The following is an 18,415-nucleotide window of genomic DNA, read 5'->3' as shown; positions in this document are numbered from 1 at the left end:
TGGGGGAAAGAGGGAGGATCTTGGCTGGGGAAGGGCCGGAGATTTTCAACGCAGAGCACCCGAACTCGAGGCGGCTGGATCGTGAAATGGGGAGAAGCTTGTGCGAGCTTTTTTGTGAACCGCTCGCACGAAGGAAGCTTCCAGATTCCGGCTAAAGCCGGTACTACAAAACGAAGAACCAGAGCCGGACGGGCTAAAGCCCGAGCCGAGTGAAACGAGACAGACGAACGTAGTGAGTCCGAGGGGTGGGCAAAGCGAATCAACTACGTACTAAGAAGCAGGTGCAAGTGGCGAGTTAGTTTATAACTTATAACTTATAACTTACAACTCCGAGCGTGGCGTTGGGATCGAGGACAGTCGAGCGACGCGAATCAACTGAGAGTAGGAGGACGAGAACGAACAAGAGGAGCCGAAAAAGGGAAGAAGAGGGGGCAAGTTTATGCCTTCCGTCCTCAAGGAAAGAACGGCGGGGAAAATCCAAAGCTTCTTTCAAATGGATCTTTTTCGCCACAGCTTGCATTCCATAGCATGGCAGCCACCCCAAGGATTATTCGAAGATAGGATGACGTAGGTTGCGTTGGGGTGAAAAGGCTCTGATTCGAGCCTGTTTTTTCTGTGCTACATCAATCTACTGCGGCGTTTTTTTTGAAAAATGGGTTATTCTTTCCATGGCAAATCTGGCTTAGTGTCATCGGACCAGCCACGGATTCGGTCTAATGTACTCTTGATCTCAGACCGCAACCGAATGTTTTTCACCAACGGGTATTTGTAATGAATATCCCTCAGCCCGGGAGGATGTCCAGCCTCACCAATCCAGAAGGTCGCTGGGTTTAAAACGTCTATGGCGAGGTATGGCTTCATTTGGTTTAGTTTGGCAAGCAAATGTTCAACGCCTTGATCACCCGCCCCTAGAAAAACCCCATCGAAATAATATTCGAACGACTCATACCCCTCTAACACGATCTCACCCCCTGCAATATCATGATTCGGGTACACTCCAACGGTGATTGTCGATTTACTTTTTGAATCAGCGACACCTTTCCCCTCCGTGAATGTGCATGTTTTTACCCAATCCCAAACCATGATGGGAAGAAGAACGGCAATCAAAAGAATGGAAAATATTTTCAGGGTTCGTTGCATGCCGATTTAATCAATGCCGTTAGCGTTCTATCATTTTGACTGGATCTGGTGCTGAGGTCGGTGCAACGCAGCATAAGAAGGTGCCAGGCGTTCTGCGCCCAGTTGGAAGACTTAAAAGTCATCTGCAATCTGGTCTTCAGTGCAATAGGCGAAGAGGGCTAGTAGTAGGCGGACGAGGACGAAGAAGTCGAGCCCGAAAAGGGAGGAAGAGGAAGAGGAAGAGGAAGAGGAAGAGGAAGATTACTTGGCGTGTTGTTTCTGGTACTCCTGGAAGAGGTGATGGGCTTGGGCGAGTTGCTTGGGGGTGAGTTCTTTTTTGAGGGTGGCGATGGCGCTGGTGGTGGCGGTGGTGATGGTGGCGGTGGTGATGGTGGCGGGGGGGGCTTTGGCTTTTCCTTTGGCTTTGTCCTTTGGCTCTTCCTTGTCTTTGTCCTTTTCCTTTTCTTTGTCTGGATCTTTGGCGTTGTTTTTGGCGGTTTCTTTGACGGGGTGGGTGGTGGCGAGGATGAGGTACCACTTGAGGGAGAGGACGGGATCGCGGGGGAGGTGGGTGCCGGTTTGGAGGTTCTGGGCGAGGGTGAACTGGGCGCGGCGGTGGCCCTGATTGGCGGCTTTTTGGAGCCAGTCGATGCCGGTCTCTGTGTTCTGCATGGTGCCGCTGCCTTCGAGGTAGCACTGGCTGAGGTGGTACTGGGCGGAGGGATCGTCCTGCTGGGCGGCTTTGTGAAACCAGCTGGCGGCGGTGGTGGCGCTCCTGAGCACGCCCTGGCCGGTGAGGTAGCAGAGGCCGAGGGCGTCCTGCGCGGGGGCGTAGCCTTGCTCGGCGGCTTTGCGGCACCACTGGGCGGCTTCGGCTTCGTTTTTGGCGACGCCTGCGCCGCTGCGGTAGGCGAGGCTGAGGGAGTACTGCGCGGCGGGGAAATCCTGCTCGGCTGCTTTGCGATACCAGCGAATGGCAGCGGCGGGATCCCGCGGAATGCCCTGGCCTTCGGTGTAGTAGTAGCCGAGTTCGTACTGCGCGATGGCGGAGTCCTGCTCGGCGGCTTTGCTCATCCACCGGACGGCTTCGGCGGGGTCTTTTTTGACGCCTTTCCCCTGGTAGAGGGCGCGCGCGAGGTCGATCTGGGCGCGGGCTTCGCCGCCGGCGGCGGACTGCCGCCACCAGCGCACGCCTTCGGACTGGTCCTGGGGGACGCCTTCGCCGTGGTAGTAGGCGCGACCGAGGTAGAGGCTGGCGCCGGCTTCTCCCTGCGCGGCGGCTTTGCGGAACCAGGGGAGGGCGGCGGCGGGGTCCGGCTCCATGCCGATGCCGAGGTAGTAGGCGCTGCCGAGCCAGACCTGCCCGGCGGGGTCTCCCTGGTCGGCGGCTTTGCGCCACCAGGCGAGGGCGGCGTCTTTGTCCGGGGAGACGCCGTTGCCGTGGTAGTAGCTGAGGCCGAGGAGGACCTGCGCGGCGGCGTGGCCCTGGTCTGCGGCGGTGGTGAAGTACTTCATGGCTTCGGCGGGGTCTGCCTCCACGCCGATGCCGTCCTGATAGAAGCGGCCGAGCTCGGTCTGGGCGAGGGCGTCTCCCTGCTCGGCGGCGGCGGTGAGCCAGCGGGTGGTGGCGGCGATGTCCTGCTCCGCGAGCTCGCTCTGGGAGTGGGCTTTGCGAAACCATTGGATGGCTGCGGCGAGGTCTTTTGGAGTACCGGTGCCGGTGAAGCAGGCGCGGGAAAGGGCGAGCTGGGCGGTGGGGTCTCCCTGGTCTGCGGCTTGGCGGTACCAGCTGACAGCGGCTGCTTCATCGTGCGGGAGGCCGGTGCCGTTTTGATAGGCCTGCGCGAGCTGGATCTGGGCCTGGATGTGCTGCTGGTCGGCGGCCTGCCGGAGCCATTTGACATAAGCGGCGGGGTCGGGCTCCACGCCGGTGCCGTTGTGGTAGCACTGGGCCAGGTGATACTGGGCTTCGGGGTCGTTTTTGGCGGCGGCTTTCTGAAACCACTGCACGGCGGCTGCGGGGCTCTTCTGGATGCCGACGCCTTTGAGGTAATGGAGGCCGAGGCGGTACTGGGACTTCGCGTCTCCTTTGTCTGCGGCGAGGCGGAGCTTTTTGACGGTGGCGACGGCGTCTGGTGCGGTGGCGGTGGCGGGAGTGGAGGTGGTGGGGGAGGATGGACCGGTGCCGGAGGGGGAGGAAGAGGAGGAGGAAGAGGAAGATGAAGCGGCGGCTAGTGCTTTTGCGGCGAGTGCGGATTTGGCATCGGCATCTCCCTGGGCGGCGGCTTTGCGGTACCAGTCCTCGGCGGTGGTGGCGTCCGGGGCGAAGAACTTGCCCATGGCGTACTGGGCGGAGGCGAGGCCCTGGTCTGCGGCTCGGCGCACCCAGCGCTCGGCGGCGGCATCGTCCTTGTGAGTGCCGATGCCCTGAAAGTAGGCGTGGCCGAGCTCGAGCTGGGCGGGGGCGAAGCCCTGCTGGGCGGCTTCTTTGAACAGCGTGAAGGCGGTGTGGATGTCCTTCGGCACGAGGGTGCCCGATGCATAGGCGTGGCCGAGGGCGAGGAGGGCGTGGGGATGATTCTGCGCGGCTGCTTTTTGATACCAGAGCATGGCATCCGCCGGGTCGCGGGCAAAGTAGCGGCCCATGGCGTCCTGCGCGCCGGCGTCTCCCTGCACGGCGGCTTTGCGCGCCCATTTTTCAGACTCCACTTTGTCCTCAGGGACGCCGGTGCCGCGGAAGTAGGCGCCGGAGAGCTCCGCCTGCGCGCCGGCGTGGCCCTGCTCTGCGGCTTTGCGGATCCACTGCATGGCGGTGGCGGGGTCCTGCTCCACGCCGGTGCCGCCGCGCAGGTAGAGGGTGCCGAGCACGGCCTGCGCGGTGGCATCGCCAGAGTCTGCGGCTTTGTGGTACCACTGCATGGCGGCGGGGAGGTCTTTGGCCGTGCCCTGGCCGCCGAAGCAGGCGTGGCCCATCTCCAGCTGGGCGAGCGCGAGGCCCTGGTCCGCGGCTTTGCGCAGCCAGAGGAGGGCGTCTTTTTTGTCCTGTGCGAGATCGGCGGCCTGGGTGGGGTCTGTGATGTGGGCGGGGTCCGTGATCTGCGCGACTGCTTTATGATACCATTCAATGGCATGAGCTGTGTCCTGCGCCATGCCGGTGCCTTCAAAGCAGGCGCGGGCGAGCGCAAACTGGGCGCCGGGGTGGCCTTTTTCGGCGGCGTTGCGCAGCCACTCGACGGCACTGTCGACGTCCTGCGGCGCGCCGTTTCCGGTGAGCAGGGCGCGGCCGATCTCATACTGCGCGTGGGCTTCTCCCTTGCTGGCGGCTTTGTGAAACCAGAGGAGGGCGGCGGGGGGATTGACCTCCACGCCCTGGCCGCGGGAGTAGCAGCGGCCGAGGCAGTACTGCGCGTAGGGCAGGCCCTGCTCTGCGGCTTTGCGGTACCAGCGCGCGGCGGCGGCGGGATTTTTCGGGATGCCGACGCCCTGCAGGGAGGCGCTGCCGAGCGCGAGCTGCGCGGTGGCGCTGCCCTGGAGGGCGGCCTTCTCAAACCACACGGCGGCTTCGGCATCGTCCTTCGGCAGGCCGATGCCCCGGAAGAGCGCGGTGGCGAGCGCGAGCTGGGCCTCCATGTGGCCCTGCTGCGCGGCTTTGCGGTACCACTCGGCGGCTTCGGTGGCATCGGTGGGGAGCCCGCCGCCGGCGGAGAGGCTGAGGGCGAGGGTGTACTGCGTGGCGGGGTCTCCCTGCGCGGCGGCTTTGCGGTACCAGCGCAGGGAGTCGTCATAGTCCCGCTCCACGCCAAGGCCGACGGCGTAGATGTTTCCGAGCGCGAGCTGCGCGACATCGTCTCCCGTTTCTGCGGCGATGAGGAGCCACCTGAGGCCTTCGGCTTGGTCCCGCTTCATGCCGGCACCCTGGTAGCAGGCGCGGCCGAGCTGGGTCTGAGCCATGAGATCGCCCTGCTCTGCGGCGTCGCGAAAGGCCTGGAGCGCGGCTTTGGACTCGGGAGTCGTCGGGTCGGCGTCTTCGTCGGCGTTTTTGGCGGCTTCAAAGAACCAGTGCAGGGCATCGTAGGTGCTTTTTGGCATGCCTTCGCCATGGAAGCTGGCGGTGCTGAGCGCGAACTGCGCGGCGGGCTCGTCCTGCTCTGCGGCCTGGCGATACCAGCCGATGGCTGTTTCGAGGTCTTTCTTCACGCCGGTGCCGGTGGTGTAGAAGCGGGCCATTTTTACCTGGGCGGAGGCATCGCCATTGCGGGCCTCCACGAGCAGGCACTCGGCGGCGGGGGCATCGCCGGCGGCACCGGCTCTGCGGAAGCAGCGGAGGGCCTCTGCGGTGTCTTTGGAGACGGCGTCTGTGTCGCGAAAAAACTGGTAGCCGAGGGCGATGTCTGCCTGCGGGATGCCTTTGCGCGAGGCTTCGCGGAACCAGTACACGGCGGCCTTTTCATCCTTGGCCGTGCCTTCGCCGAGGGCGTGGGCGCGGCCATAGCTGTACTGCGCGAGGGCGTCTTCCTGATTGGCGGAACGGCGCAGCCAGACGAGGGCTTCTTTGGCGTCCTTTTCCACGCCGCCTGTGCCCTGGACGTAGCGCAGGCCGAGCAGGCGCTGCGCGGTGGCGTCTCCTTTCTCCGCGCGCGTGCGCAGGTCTTTCAGCGGGGCGGTGTCTGGCTCTGCGCCGGGAAAGCTGCCGGGGAGCGGCGGAGCGGGCAGGGGCGTGAGCTCGTGGTGGGGCTTCGGACGCGGGGCCGTGGGGGCGGGGACGGTGAGTGGGACGCTGGGGGCAGGCGCGGGCTTGGTCTCGGTGGGCGGGGGCGTGGTGATGGCCGGTGCGGCGGGCGGTGCGGCGGGGCGGATGAGATCTGTGAGCGGGGACTTGGGAAGCTCCAGCGACTTGGGGAGCGGCTTGTCGGGAGAGAAAGGATTGGGCTTCTGCGCAGGCGCGGTGGCGGGGGCAAGCAGGAACGCGACGAGAGTGAGCGCGAGGCTGAGCTGGGGGATGCGCCGCTGAGGGGAGAGAGGGGGCGCGACGGGTGCGGTGAGCGGATGGGCTTTTTCCCTATTTTCGAGGCGTGGAGGGGACGTGTCCGAAGAGGCCAGCGAAGCTTTGAGGGAGGGCATAGAACCGTGAGTGTGCAGCGAAGCGTGTAGGAAACGCGCAGTGCTGCCGGGTGTTGCATTTTGGGTGTTTTTCGGTGCGGGGCAAGTGAGGCGGGGGTGGTGGAGAAGGGAAGGTGTGGCTGCGGGTGGGAATGGAATGGCAGACCTGGCGGAGGGTTGCGGGACCAGGATGGTCCCGCTCCGGGCGGAGCTTTGCTAAGCGCGGGACTTGGAGGAGAGGGGGGCGTGCGGCGGAGACACATGCTGCCTGCTTCGGCGTGGCGGGAGGACGCTGCAGGGGGACGCGGAGTGTGAAGAAGGTGCTGGGTTTGCTGCGATGCTGCTGCTGGTGCTGAACCCAGGGCGGCGCTCGCATAGGCTCGCTTTGCCCAGGGCTACGCTAGGCCGCACCTTTGGTGCTAAAAGCTGGAGGCAAAGCCGACGATAACCCAGATTAATCAAGTGCCACGTCAGTCGATTGTGCAGCTCTCAAGAAGTGTTCCATTCGTGTGCGACGGGGTGGTTCAAGGATCCGGCCGCTCAACGCTGCATGAGTGCCCAGCGGGCCGTGTTGGTGCACGGTGTGGGTGTTGGAATGCTTCGTGCTGCTTTGTGCTTTTTCATGCTTCTTTGTGCTGATTTGTGCTGATTTGTGCTTTGCACGGCTGCATTTGAGGCCGTGATTTAAAACCGCGTGGTGAACTGGTGGACGATGACGGGCGGGGCGGATGCGTCGGTGAGGGCGCGGAGGATGCCGGCTTCGGTGTGGTGTTTGGGAACGAGAAGCCAGAGGATGATGCGGGTGTCTCTGAACTGGATGAAGACGCGGTGTTCGGTGCTGCTGGCAGCGAGCGGGAAGTTGCTGCCGGAATGCACGATGCCGCCGAACAAGTTGTTCCTGTCGTGAGTCAGGACGGGCAGGGGCTTGTTGCGATGGAGCCGATGGCGGAGCGCAAAGGCTGTCCTGGCGATTTCGAGCCTCGATCTGAAAAGGAGCAGCCGCTGATGGGCGGCGGCAGCAGGGGCAGCGGTGTGTGCGTGCCTGGGTGTGGCGGAGATGTGTTTGCCGGGAGGCGCGGGAGGCGAGGGGGACTGAGGATTTCGCTGAAGCTCGCGATCGCACAGGGCGATCAACGCAGGAAGGTCCTGCTCTGTGAAGACACGGTTGAAAATGCGTGCGTCCGCGGGCAGGGAAAACGGATCGTCCTCGGCAGAATGGAGGGGCGGGGAATAGACGTCTCCCAAGGAGGGCGCCCAAAGCCATACGAGAGTGGAGTCGTCCGCCAGCGCCTTCATGAGGGCGGGCTGGTCTGACTTTTTGAGGGTGGGAATGCCTTGCAGGGGAGACAGCGCCGGCAGTGTGAATTTGAGAGAGGACGTTCCTGAATGCGAGGTGCTGCATGAGGCCAGAACAAGGCTGAGCAGGAGCAGGCGGAGGAGTGGCATGGGGGCGGGAGGGATGGAAGCGGACGGCGCTAGTATGGCAGCGGAGGTGGGCTTTTATAACACGATCCTTTGAAAATGGCTGCGCCGTGGGGGTAAGATGGCGCTGAGAGGCGGGTGCTTTCGAAAAGGGAGAGGGCGCTTAGGCTGCAGGTTGCGCTGGGACGAGAATTCCAGGGACGCGCGCAGCGCATCCCTACCAGCGCTGGGTGGCGAGGGGGGCATGACCCAGAGGTGAGCGCGGTGGGTTTGTGCCTTGATGGCGCTGGGAGGGCTGTTTTTTTTGGGGGATCATCCCCCCAAGGCCCCCCCCAAATGAGGAGGGTGAAGGATGTGGGGGCTGCGGCGAGTTTTAGGGAGGGTTGGGGGGCGCTTTCTGCTCAGGAGTGCCTCCAGCCTGCACTGCACTTTATCCGCCTCTATTTATCCCTCTTTTTTTTCATGTACGGACTCGTCAACAAAGCTATCGAAGAACTGGTGATCTCCAATTATGGGGAGGAGAAGTGGCGGGTGATCAAACAGAAGGCGGGGGTGGATGTGGAGGTGTTCATCAGCAATGAGGGGTATTCGGACGAGATCACGTACAAGCTGGTGGGTGCGGCGTCCGAGGTGCTGGGGGTCACGGTGCGGGAGGTGCTGGTGGCTTTTGGCGAGCACTGGGTGCTGAAGACGGCGCTGCACGGCTACGGGGTGATGATGCGCTCCGGCGGGACTTCGCTGAAGGAGTTTCTGATCAATCTGCCGAACCTGCACACGCGGGTGCAGATGATCTACCCCAACCTGATGCCGCCGCGCTTCGAGTGCCATGATGTGACGGACACCTCCATGAGCCTGCACTACCACACGCACCGGCCGGGTCTGACGGACTTCGTGGTGGGGCTGGTGCAGGGGCTGGGCAAGATGTACCAAACGCCGGTGACGACGGAGGTGGTGGCGCTGAAGACAGAAGGGGCGGACCATGACGTCTTCGCCATCAACTGGAGCCTGCCCGCGGCATGAGCACGGGCGCCAGCAGCAGCCGGTTGACGGGCAGGATTCCCAGCGAGGAGTTTCTGCGGGCCTTTCCGTTTTATTTTGTGTGGGATGAGCATGACCGCCTGGTGGAGACGGGGCCGTCCCTGGCGAAGGCGTGCCCGAAGGCGGTGCCGGGCGCGCGGATGCAGGAGGTCTTCACGGCGGTGCGTCCGGCGGGGGAGTTTACCGATGCGCTGGCGAGATCTCTTTCAGACCACCTGCTGCTGCTGATCTGCCGGGAGACGCAGTGCACACTGCGCGGGCAGGTGATCATTCTGGACGAGCCGCGCATGGGCATCATGCTGGCGACGCCGTGGCTGACGGACCCGGACCAGGTGGAGCAGCTGGGGCTGACGATGGGGGACTTTGCGGTGCATGACCAGACGATGGACCTGCTGCAGGTGCTGCAGGTGCAGCGCATGGCATCGGAAGACCTGATGGAGCTGAACAAACGGCTGACGGAGCAGCGGGCGCTGCTGCGGCAGCAGGAGGCGAACTCGCGCAAGCTGGCGCTGGTGGCGGCACGCACGGACAATGCCGTGGTGGTGACGGACGAGCAGGGCCGCATCGAGTGGGTGAACGAGGGCTTCACGCGCATGACGGGCTGGAAGATGGCGGAGGTGCTGGGGCGGAAGCCGGGCTCCTTTCTCCAGGGGCCGGGCACGAGCGCGGAGACGGTGCGGCTGATAAGCAGCTCGCTGAAGGAGAACTCGGGGGTGAAGACGGAGATCCTGAACTACCACCGCTCCGGCCGCAGCTACTGGACGGCGCTGGAGATCCAGCCCATCCGCGATGAGGACGGGGAGGTGGTGAACTTCATGGCGATCGAGAGCGATGTGACGCAGCGGAAGCTGGATGAAAAACGCCGTCGGCTGGAGTTTGGCGCCAGCCGCATCCTGGCGGAGTCCGGCTCCATGCGGCAGGTCTGCGCCAGGGTGATCCAGAAGATCTGCCAGCAGCTGGGATGGCCCGCGGGCTTTCTCTGGATGCTGGAGGAGGACGGCCGCACGCTGCGGCTGGCGGAGCTGTGGCATGATCCGCTGAAGGACATCTCCGAGCTGGTGGTGCTGAAGCAGGCGGCGTCCTTTGCGCCGGGGGAGGGCATGCCGGGCCTGGTGCTGGTAAAAGGGCAGAGCAGCTGGTGCCAGGATCTGGCACATCATACCGACAATGCACGCGCGGTGGCGGCGCTGACCGCCGGGCTGCGAGGGTCCATCGGCTTTCCCATCATCGCCGGCGGGGAGACGCTGGGCGTGGTGGAGCTCTTTGCCGGGGAGGTGATGGACCCGGACGAGGCGCTGCTGCAGGCGCTGGCGGGCATCGGCAACCAGATGGGGCAGTTCATCGTGCGCAAGAGCTCCGAGGAGCAGCTGTGGCGCTCCAATGCGTTCATGAATGCGGTGCTGAACGGCGCGGCGCACACCATCATCTCCGCCGCGCCGGACGGGACCATCGTCACATTCAACAGGGCCGCGGAGCAGCAGCTGGGCTACTCGGCGGCGGAGATCATCGGCCGTACGACGCCGGCGATTTTCCACCTGCCGGAGGAGGTGGAGGCGCGGGCGCGGGTGCTGAGCCAGGAGCTGGGGCGCGAGGTGGAGGCGGGCTTTGAGACCTTCGTGGCCAAGTCCCGCCTGGGCGCGCCGGACGAGTGCGAGTGGACGTATGTGCGCAAGGACGGCTCCCGCTACCCGGTGCTGCTGAGCGTGACCACGCTGCATGATCTGCATGGAGAGGTGATCGGCTACCTCGGCATCGGCTCAGACATCACGGAGCGGAAGCGCGCGGCGCAGGAGCTGCTGAAGGCGAAGGAGATAGCCGAGGCGGCAAACCAGGCGAAGAGCGATTTCCTGGCGACGATGAGCCATGAAATACGCACGCCGATGAACGGCATCATCGGCATGTCCTGCCTGCTGCTGGACACGGACCTGGCGCCGAAGCAGCGGGAGATGGTGGACGCGGTGCGGCTGAGCGGAGACGCGCTCATGTCCATCATCGAGGACATTCTGGACTTCTCGAAGATCGAGGCGCGGAAGCTGGAGCTGGTGGAGGAGGCGTTCCGGCTGGACTCGGTGATCAGCGGCGTGGTGGACCTGCTGCAGCACAAGGCGGCCTCGCGCGCGATCGAGCTGATCGTGCGGATAGCGCCTGACGTGCCGGATTCCTTCCTGGGAGATCCGGGGCGGATGCGGCAGATTTTGATGAATCTGGTAGGAAATGGTATCAAGTTCACCGATGAAGGCAGCATCCGCGTGCAGGTAAAGCGCGTGGGTGGCAGCGCAGCGGTGAGTGGTGCAGAAGCGACCGCGGCTTCCGCAGCGGAGGGCGTGGCGCAGGTGGAGATCAGCGTGACGGACACGGGCATCGGCATGACGGAGGAGCAGCAGCGGCAGCTCTTCCAGGCCTTCACGCAGGTGGACAGCTCCAGCAAGCGGCGCTTTGGCGGCACGGGCCTGGGGCTGGCGATCAGCAAACGGCTGGTGGAGCTGATGGGCGGGTGCATCGGCGTGGAAAGCCGGCGCGGGGAGGGCTCGCGCTTCTGGGTGCGGCTGCCGCTGCGCATCGTGGAAGGCCAGAAGATACCAGCGAAGGATATGATGGAGGCCGGGCGCGAGGAGGCGGCGCACGCTCCGCATGCCGCGAACGGCGTGCGGCCGCGCCTTCTGCTGGTGGAGGACAATGAGGTCAATGCCCGCATGGCCATGATGATGCTGGAGAAAAACGGCTGCCCCGGCGAGGTGGCGCGCGATGGCGAGGAGGCCGTGGAGCGCTTCGCCAGCGGGGTGTATGACGGCATCCTGATGGACTGCCACATGCCGAACATGGACGGCTACGAGGCCACCCGTGCCATCCGCGTGCTGGAGGCCAGCGCGGCGTGGACGCGGCCGCGCTGCCGCATCATCGCCATGACGGCGAATGTGCAGGCCGGGGAGCGGGAGCGCTGCCTGGAGGCGGGCATGGACGACTACCTTTCCAAACCGCTGCGCGCCAAGCCGCTGCTGGAGGCGCTGAGCCGCGTGCAGGTGCTGGCCGGAAACGCGGTGGATGCCGCCTGCGCCGCGGCCCTGTGGACTGACACGGACCTTTCCTCCACGCAGGAGGCGATACGCCAGCTGGCGGAGGATCTGAGCGCGGCAGATGCCGTGGAGCTGATGGAGAACTGGTGCAAGGACACGCCCGCGCGGATTCTCGAACTGGAAAAACTGGCCGGCACGGAGGAACAGCCCGCGCTGCGCCGAACCGCGCATGCGCTGAAGGGCAGCAGCAGCCTCTTTGGCCTCAGCACCTTTCACGCGCTGAGCCGGGAGCTGGAAAAGAGCGCGGAGAAGGACCAGCGCGCCGGGCAGGGCGTGCTGACCGCGCGGCTGAAGCAAAGCTACGAAACGGCGCGCCAGGAGCTGAAGAAGCACATGGCGGCGCTGCGGGAGGGCGGAGAGATTTCGCCAGACAATTCTGACCGGTGATCCGGCAAAGGATGCAGAAGAATGCCCATTGCCTAGCGCGGTTTTCATGCGTTATGGTAATTCTATGGATGAATCCGCACCCGCCAGTCCTGAAGCAGCCCCTGCCGTAGCCGCACCCGCCGCCGTGAAGACGCTGCGTGTGGCGGTGGTGGAAGACGATCCCACGCTGCGGCTTTTCATGCAGAAGCTGCTGCAAAAGAATGGGAACGGTTTTGAGCTGGCCGGTGCCTGGGCCACGGCGGAGGAGGCGGTGCAGCCGGTGGTGGAGAGCGCGCCGCAGGTGGTGGTGGTGGACCTGGAGCTGCCGAAGACCTCGGGCATCGAGTTCATCCGCCAGCTCTCGCCGCGCATGCTCAACACCGCCTTTGTGGTGCTGACGATTCATGACGATCCGGAGAAGGTGTTTGAAGCGCTGCGCGCGGGCGCGAACGGCTACCTGCTGAAAAGCTCGAAGCCCGCCGAGATCGTGGCCGGCATCCGCCAGGCGAGCGAAGGCGGCGCGCCGCTGAGCCAGGAGATCGCGCGGCTGTTGATTCAGTCTTTTCACACGCCCGCCGCGCCGAAGAAAAAGAACATCCCGAGCCTGACGCCGCGCGAGAGCCAGATCCTGGAACGCCTGGCGCAGGGCATGGTGCCAAAGGAGCTGGCCTACGAACTGGGCATCAGCTACGAGACCGTGCGCGAGTACATCAAGTCTGTGTACGCGAAGCTCCATGTGCGGTCACGCACGGAGGCGGTGATCAAGTATTTGGAGCATCAGGGGTAGGGGGGGACTATGCCATGGCACCTTCGCCAAAGCGCTTTTGGAGCGCGGGTCTCCGAACCCGCAGCACTCCGCAAGCACACAGTCGTGCCGCTCCTACCTTTCACCCTCTTCCTGCACGCCGCCACCGCTGCTCAGGACGCTCGTGCTTGCCGCCCGTGGGCAGCCACGCTTCGGCCTGGAGGTGATTGCCACCCGCTGCGGGCTCGGAGGCCCGCGCTCCTGGGGCTGCATGCGGGGGGACGAGTCTCGCACTGCTGAGATGACGCTCTGACATTACAGTCGCGTGCGAGACTTGTATTTGCCAAGGCATCCCCGGGTACGCTTGATTGAGACACTGACCATGGAAGTTCAAGACATACCCATCAAGACGCCGGAGGATGCGAAGCGGTACTTTCAGGCGATGGGCTGCTCGGGTTTTCACATGTGCCGGGAGTGCCCGGAACGGTATGAGGAGTTTTGCCGGCTGAACATTCCCAAAGACCAGCAGCGGCAGTGGGCCGAGGAGTCTGTCTCAAATGCTCTGGCGGAGCTGAGGAGCGGGAGTATCTGTGGTCGGTGCATTCCAGAATGACCGACATCGTGAAGGGATGGGAGCTGACGCCGTTTTTGGAGGAGGTGCAAGAGGTGACCTGCGTGATCGAGAATGCGATGTCTCAGCGGGATCGCCTGCTGGTGGCGGAGACGATCATGGGCAGGCAGGAGCTGAGATACCGGCCCGGCTATGTTTTTCAAAGCCTCGATGCTGGCAAGGCGGCGCTGGCAGGGAAGTTCGCCGCACAGGTGCGCCGTCTGGTGGAGCAGCCGTTTCCGAAGGAAAACCCGGAGCCGCTTTACCCCGGCGAAGATCTGGAGCAGCGGCGGCAGTGTCTGCTGAGTGCTTTGGCGGCCACGGAGCAGGCGTGTGGGATTGCGTGAGCGTGGGATGGAGCAGGGAGCGCTGATCCTTCGCTCCCGGAGGGAGCAGAGAAAATAGCCGGTGGTGAAGCGGAACCGCGAAGCGGTGCAGCGGGAACCACCGGACCCGAGAGCGCCACATGCCTCCTGCAATGGGCGCATGCCGGAGGTATGCGAGAAGCCTTCAGCCGCTCTGCGGGAACGAAGAAACTGCGCCCACCTCTCGCATGCCTCCAGCATGCGGCCTTGGGCTTGAACCCATCGTGTGGGCTGGTCCGGTGGTTCCCGCTCGCCAAGCCTCGCTTCACCACCGGCTAATCTCTCTGCTCCCTCCGGGAGCGGGTGCAAAGGGGTCGTGGTGGGATGGACGCGATGGAATGGAACAGCGCCATGCCTCGATTGAGGGCTGGCTGAGAGGTTTGGCGGAGAAGCCGTTCCCGAAGGAGATTCCGGAGCCGCTTTACCCCCGACGAAGATCTGGAGAAACGGCGGCTGTGCGTCCTGGCCAATCTGGCGGCCACGGAGAGGGCGTGTGGGATTGCGTGAGCGGGGACGGGGGCTGGCATCCTCCGCATGGACTGGGGGGGGGCGCTCGTCATAAGGGTGCTGCCTGCGCGGGGTCCTGCTTTGCTGCGAGCGGCGTCGGCGTAAAAATGTCACGGTGGGCCGGGTCCATGCCGCACCGCCAATTCAAGATAGTGAAGACCTACTTTCTTAAATGACTTCGCGTGAAATGAACCGTTCCGCAGGACGCTTCGAGAATTCTCCTTTTTTCGTCAAATAGAACGCTGAGGCCTGACACGCCAGCCCGAGCTGATTTGTCCCGGAAGATCAGGGACACACCCAGGAACTCCTCGTCATCACGCATGAGCAAAACGGGTTGGGGAATTTCAGCTTTGCCTTTCCAACGTGCTTTGATCTGAGCGCCGCTTGTGATTTCGCACTCAAGCCATGAAAAGCTCAGTGGAAAGAGAAGGACCGGCTTTTGCAGGACGATTTTCAACCAGACTTGCCGGATTCTCTTGTCCGCCACCACTTTCCAGAGCGAACGTAGATAGCCGTGAAAGCCAATCATTTCATTCATGGGCAGTTTGGGAAGGTGGGCGGTCCGTTTTCTCCTTTTGATACATCTATGCTGGATTGGACGGCGGCGTGTAAAGTTTTAGGTAGCGGGGTGCTTTCATTTTTACCATTGGAACGATATACGCCGGGCTATGGGCTGGATCGCAGGTTCAATATTTCCGCGAGCTTGTCGATTTCAGATCTTCCAAATTCAGGTGGATCGCCAATAGATACAAGTTCGCTAAAATCATTTACCTCGTTGAATTCAGCTACTACCGACTTAAATTTTTCCAGTTCGTCATCATTTAACACTAGAAGCACTTCACTAGGTTCTTGAAATTTGACGCAGTGAATCAACCCACAGAAATATTCATGGGTCGAGTAATATCCTTTTCTGTAATATTGATCCCACTTTTTGGCTGATTGAATACGGGTCATGACAGAACGCTTATGCTGAGAATTAATCGATTGTTTGGCGCCTGATGCTAGTTCGTCGGCGGAGCGCAGCGCTCGACTTTCAATACCTCCTTCACGCGGAATGCATTTCCGATCAACGAGCCGACGATCCAAGGTGCTCCGAGAAGGGCGGTGATTTGATATGGGTAAGGGGCAGACATGACTTCATGCCAGCGCGCGCCGGAGTGGATGCTTGTGCCGATAAAGATGACCAGGATGAGCACGGCCAAGGTCCACAGCGCCGTTTCCATGCCCCATCGCAGGCGTCTCTGAGCGTAAAAGCCCCATGCTCCTTCAGCCAGGGGAACGAACAGAATTCCTGCTCCCGCCAAGGATGAGAGCAGCAGTCCCGGGGGAATCAGGGCGATGATGCCAAGGAGCGAGGCGAGGATTCGCAACTGTTTGTTCTTCAACTGCATGGTCGATCATTCAATGGCGGGCATTCTTTCTCCTCGTCAATTTCCAAGGCCAACTAATTCAATGAGTAAATGCTTGGCATGAATGGCGTCTTTTCATTTTGTCCGCTACATTTCACTGCCGGCTGGCTCGTGAGTTCCTTGATCGACTCATGCCCAATAGTTTTGGCCAGTTTATCTACCTCAGTTTTATCAAATACTGGAGGATCGCCGATACGCAGCAGCCTGCTGTAATCTTTTATGGCAGCATATCGAGCCAGGAGAGATTTGAATTCTTCCATGTCATCAGCCGGTAAAAATGAAATGACTATGGCTGGATCATGAAATTTGACATAGCGGATGAGTCCATCAAAAAAGGTCTCTCGTGAGAAAAGGCCTTCCCTGTAAAATCCAAGCCAAGCTTCAGGGGTGTATATTTCTACATTCATTGACCTCTCAGTTTCGGCCTTAAATTTTTTGAAACCCTGCTCGCCTGCGAAAGATGCCCTCAATTCCAGGCCAACTCGATTTTAAAACGAGTGCATGAAAGCCCTGCCCAGCCCCCATCAGCGGAAAGCATGAAAGCCGCGCAGGCCCTCGTGCACGATGCTCTGGGGCTGGTCGGGCGGGTAGGTGAGGGCGGGGCTGCGGCGGGCGAGGGCGTCGTCCCAGCCTTGCTGGAGGAGCTTGAGGTCGGCGCTGCTGAGATCGGTGTCTGCCTTGATGTTGAGGGTGGCGAGCACGGGGAGGAGGCGGCGGCTGAGGTCGTCCTCCGGGATCTCCATCACGCTGTAGGAGGGGAGCGCCTCCTGCGCCATGCGGTAGCCGACGGCATACCACTCGCCCTGCGGATGGATCTTGGGTGCGTTGGCGGCGCGTACGCTCGGCGGGGGGGCATAGGGATTGCGCGGGGTGCGGGGGCTCTCGAGCGCGTTCAGGCTGCCGGGCTGTAGGAACTGCGCGAGGATGAGCAAAAAAAGGAGCGCGAGTGTGGGGCGGGCGCTGGTGCGGAGTGGGGATGGGTGCATGGGGCGCTGGTCCTGAGGGTGGGGAAGGAAAGGGGAGGAACTGGAGCGGGAAGGGCTAAAGCCCGCACGACGTACCTGGGGCTGGAACTGGCGGGGCGCTTTGATCGAGTAGGAGGAAGAGGAAGAGGAAGAGGAAGAGGAAGAGTGGGCTGGCTGCTGCGAAGACGCGATGCGAAACCGGTACTGCAGCACCCATGCGGGGTGGCTAGGCTTTCGGGGGGCGGATCTGGAGGACGAGGAGCTGCTGGCGCTGCGGTGCGGAACCGGACGTGGCCGTGCCGGTGGGAACGTACTCCACGGTGTGGCCGACGAGGTAGTTCACGGTGAACTTGGGGAGGTCGAGAACGGTGACGGAGAGGGCGGAGGGATCGGTTTTGTTATCGAGCGCGATACGTATGCGGTCGGCGGCGAGGACGTCCGGAAGGACGGTCATGATTTGGGGGTCAAACTTGCCGAGGAACCGTTTCAGGGCGCTGATTTCCGGGGCATTGACCGGGGTGCTCTTGGCGGCATCCGAGATGAGGAAGATGACGATGTCCGCGGCGAGAAGCTGGGAGCGGTCATTGAAGGCGCAGATCATGGCGGCCTCAGTCACTGAGCCGCCACCGCCACCGAGCTGCAGGAGCATTGGGGCGGCATCGCGGTATTGGGGGAGTTCAATGAGGCCCGGGTAGTCGGTGCCGAGCACGGGTGGCAGCGTGCCGCCGGCCTTGGCGACGGCCATGGCCTCGGCGGCGAATTGTTCAAAGCTGTCCTTTCCGACGAGGTACTGGCTGGAGGCGCTGACGTATTCGCGGGTGAGGTTGTCCTGGCGGACTTTGCTGGCGGCGGCGTTCTTGGCCATGCTGGCGCGCATTTCCTCCTCGGCGGCTTTTTGCGCGGCGTCCTGGGCCATGCGGGCCTTCTGCATGGAGGCGAGATTGGCCTCGTACTTGTCGCGGTCCACCCAGGCGCCATTGAGGCGGATGAAGCCTTTTTCATAGCGGTCCACCTCCACCTGGATGGCGGCCACGGCGGCCTTTACGGCGCTGACCATGGCGGGGGACTGCTTGGCGGCGGCATTGAGCTGGGCAATGACGTTTTTGCAAAACTCGAGGTGCTTGGGCGTGGTGAAGTCCGCCTCAAACATGGAGCCGAAATTGATCTCGGAGACGAAGAGGTCCACGGCGAGAAAGAAGGGCTTGTCCTGGCCGATGTCGTACTCATACCACACGGGGCCGGGCTTTGAGGAGATGAAGAGCATGCCGCCGTAATGCACGGGCTGGTCGCTGGGCACCTTCTTGAAGATGACAAACCCGCGCGCAAATTTCTGCCCCGCAGCCTGGGAGGTGCCGGGGAGCAGGCAGACTAGGAAAAGAGCCAGCAGGGGGAGGAGGCACGCGCGCATGCGCGGTATGTAGGTAGCGGGGATTTTTTGTCTAGAGAAGAATGGCGGGAAGGGGCCACGGTGGCTGAGGGGAGGAGCCACTGCGCCAACAGGGCGGAGACTTCCGTCTGGCTTTGATTGGCAATGCGATGCAGGACAACGGGAATGAACACGGAGGCTCAGAGAATTCTGTTTCCCGGAAGTCCTCATTCATTGGCCGGATGAAAAAGCTCACGCTGCCGGGAGGTCTTTTCACGTCTGTGACGGCGTCAAGGTGTGACTTCTGTGGCGAACGCAGTGTGCGGTTG

At 62.6% G+C, this 18,415-nt stretch carries 13 protein-coding genes; 4 read left to right on the top strand and 9 right to left on the bottom strand.

The genetic code is table 11. The features are described from left to right. Positions 1-657 precede the first annotated feature (657 nt). The 3 genes from ACILSR_RS25145 to ACILSR_RS25135 all read right to left on the bottom strand — a co-directional run bounded on the left by ACILSR_RS25145 (position 658) and on the right by ACILSR_RS25135 (position 7,665). Positions 658-1,140, bottom strand: a complete 483-nt coding sequence (locus ACILSR_RS25145) for a hypothetical protein (RefSeq protein ID WP_395752566.1) — start codon at positions 1,138-1,140, stop codon at positions 658-660. 240 nt (positions 1,141-1,380) lie between these two features. Then, a complete protein-coding gene (locus ACILSR_RS25140; RefSeq protein ID WP_395752565.1) occupies positions 1,381-6,240 on the bottom strand; it encodes a hypothetical protein in 4,860 nt (1,619 codons plus the stop codon). 663 nt (positions 6,241-6,903) lie between these two features. Next, entirely contained in the window at positions 6,904-7,665 is a 762-nt protein-coding gene (locus tag ACILSR_RS25135) for a hypothetical protein (protein ID WP_395752564.1), read from the bottom strand. Positions 7,666-8,103: 438 nt separating this feature from the next. Between ACILSR_RS25135 and ACILSR_RS25130 the strand changes: the two genes are divergently transcribed. From ACILSR_RS25130 to ACILSR_RS25115, 4 genes are all read left to right on the top strand, one after another. Continuing rightward, positions 8,104-8,661: a heme NO-binding domain-containing protein gene (locus ACILSR_RS25130; protein ID WP_395752563.1), complete on the top strand. Its 558-nt coding sequence runs from the start codon at positions 8,104-8,106 to the stop codon at positions 8,659-8,661. After that, entirely contained in the window at positions 8,658-12,140 is a 3,483-nt protein-coding gene (locus tag ACILSR_RS25125) for a PAS domain S-box protein (protein WP_395752562.1), read from the top strand. The genes ACILSR_RS25130 and ACILSR_RS25125 overlap by 4 nt, the downstream gene beginning before the upstream one ends. A 64-nt stretch (positions 12,141-12,204) precedes the next feature. Then, positions 12,205-12,906 carry a response regulator gene (locus ACILSR_RS25120; RefSeq protein WP_395752561.1) on the top strand — a complete coding sequence of 234 codons (702 nt, stop codon included), beginning with the start codon at positions 12,205-12,207 and terminating at the stop codon, positions 12,904-12,906. 567 nt (positions 12,907-13,473) lie between these two features. Beyond that, positions 13,474-13,821: a hypothetical protein gene (locus tag ACILSR_RS25115; protein WP_395752560.1), complete on the top strand. Its 348-nt coding sequence runs from the start codon at positions 13,474-13,476 to the stop codon at positions 13,819-13,821. A 685-nt stretch (positions 13,822-14,506) separates the two neighbouring features. Here ACILSR_RS25115 and ACILSR_RS25110 read toward each other — a convergent pair. From ACILSR_RS25110 to ACILSR_RS25085, 6 genes are all read right to left on the bottom strand, one after another. Continuing rightward, positions 14,507-14,884, bottom strand: coding sequence for a hypothetical protein (locus tag ACILSR_RS25110; protein ID WP_395752559.1), 378 nt, complete (start codon positions 14,882-14,884; stop codon positions 14,507-14,509). 128 nt (positions 14,885-15,012) lie between these two features. Continuing rightward, positions 15,013-15,300: a hypothetical protein gene (locus ACILSR_RS25105; RefSeq protein WP_395752558.1), complete on the bottom strand. Its 288-nt coding sequence runs from the start codon at positions 15,298-15,300 to the stop codon at positions 15,013-15,015. Between the two features lie 47 nt (positions 15,301-15,347). Continuing rightward, a complete protein-coding gene (locus ACILSR_RS25100; protein WP_395752557.1) occupies positions 15,348-15,737 on the bottom strand; it encodes a hypothetical protein in 390 nt (129 codons plus the stop codon). A gap of 53 nt (positions 15,738-15,790) precedes the next feature. Then, on the bottom strand, positions 15,791-16,162 hold the full coding sequence (locus ACILSR_RS25095; protein ID WP_395752556.1) for a hypothetical protein: 372 nt from the start codon (positions 16,160-16,162) through the stop codon (positions 15,791-15,793). A 117-nt stretch (positions 16,163-16,279) separates the two neighbouring features. Next, positions 16,280-16,741, bottom strand: a complete 462-nt coding sequence (locus ACILSR_RS25090) for a hypothetical protein (RefSeq protein ID WP_395752555.1) — start codon at positions 16,739-16,741, stop codon at positions 16,280-16,282. Positions 16,742-16,946: 205 nt separating this feature from the next. Next, positions 16,947-18,128 carry a hypothetical protein gene (locus ACILSR_RS25085; RefSeq protein WP_395752554.1) on the bottom strand — a complete coding sequence of 394 codons (1,182 nt, stop codon included), beginning with the start codon at positions 18,126-18,128 and terminating at the stop codon, positions 16,947-16,949. Positions 18,129-18,415: the final 287 nt, after the last annotated feature.

It is taken from the genome of Prosthecobacter sp. (assembly GCF_044222565.1).
Lineage (GTDB): Bacteria > Verrucomicrobiota > Verrucomicrobiia > Verrucomicrobiales > Verrucomicrobiaceae > Prosthecobacter.
The sequence above is the reverse complement of the archived record's forward strand: the minus strand, read 5'-3'. Positions and strand labels throughout refer to the sequence as shown.

Bases quoted from the DNA above. Each gene is read 5' to 3' on its own strand.
- ACILSR_RS25145 (WP_395752566.1), bottom strand. From the start codon at position 1,140: ATGCAACGAACCCTGAAAATATTTTCCATTCTTTTGATTGCCGTTCTT.
- ACILSR_RS25140 (WP_395752565.1), bottom strand. From the start codon at position 6,240: ATGCCCTCCCTCAAAGCTTCGCTGGCCTCTTCGGACACGTCCCCTCCA.
- ACILSR_RS25135 (WP_395752564.1), bottom strand. From the start codon at position 7,665: ATGCCACTCCTCCGCCTGCTCCTGCTCAGCCTTGTTCTGGCCTCATGC.
- ACILSR_RS25130 (WP_395752563.1), top strand. From the start codon at position 8,104: ATGTACGGACTCGTCAACAAAGCTATCGAAGAACTGGTGATCTCCAAT.
- ACILSR_RS25125 (WP_395752562.1), top strand. From the start codon at position 8,658: ATGAGCACGGGCGCCAGCAGCAGCCGGTTGACGGGCAGGATTCCCAGC.
- ACILSR_RS25120 (WP_395752561.1), top strand. From the start codon at position 12,205: ATGGATGAATCCGCACCCGCCAGTCCTGAAGCAGCCCCTGCCGTAGCC.
- ACILSR_RS25115 (WP_395752560.1), top strand. From the start codon at position 13,474: ATGACCGACATCGTGAAGGGATGGGAGCTGACGCCGTTTTTGGAGGAG.
- ACILSR_RS25110 (WP_395752559.1), bottom strand. From the start codon at position 14,884: ATGAATGAAATGATTGGCTTTCACGGCTATCTACGTTCGCTCTGGAAA.
- ACILSR_RS25105 (WP_395752558.1), bottom strand. From the start codon at position 15,300: ATGACCCGTATTCAATCAGCCAAAAAGTGGGATCAATATTACAGAAAA.
- ACILSR_RS25100 (WP_395752557.1), bottom strand. From the start codon at position 15,737: ATGCAGTTGAAGAACAAACAGTTGCGAATCCTCGCCTCGCTCCTTGGC.
- ACILSR_RS25095 (WP_395752556.1), bottom strand. From the start codon at position 16,162: ATGAATGTAGAAATATACACCCCTGAAGCTTGGCTTGGATTTTACAGG.
- ACILSR_RS25090 (WP_395752555.1), bottom strand. From the start codon at position 16,741: ATGCACCCATCCCCACTCCGCACCAGCGCCCGCCCCACACTCGCGCTC.
- ACILSR_RS25085 (WP_395752554.1), bottom strand. From the start codon at position 18,128: ATGCGCGCGTGCCTCCTCCCCCTGCTGGCTCTTTTCCTAGTCTGCCTG.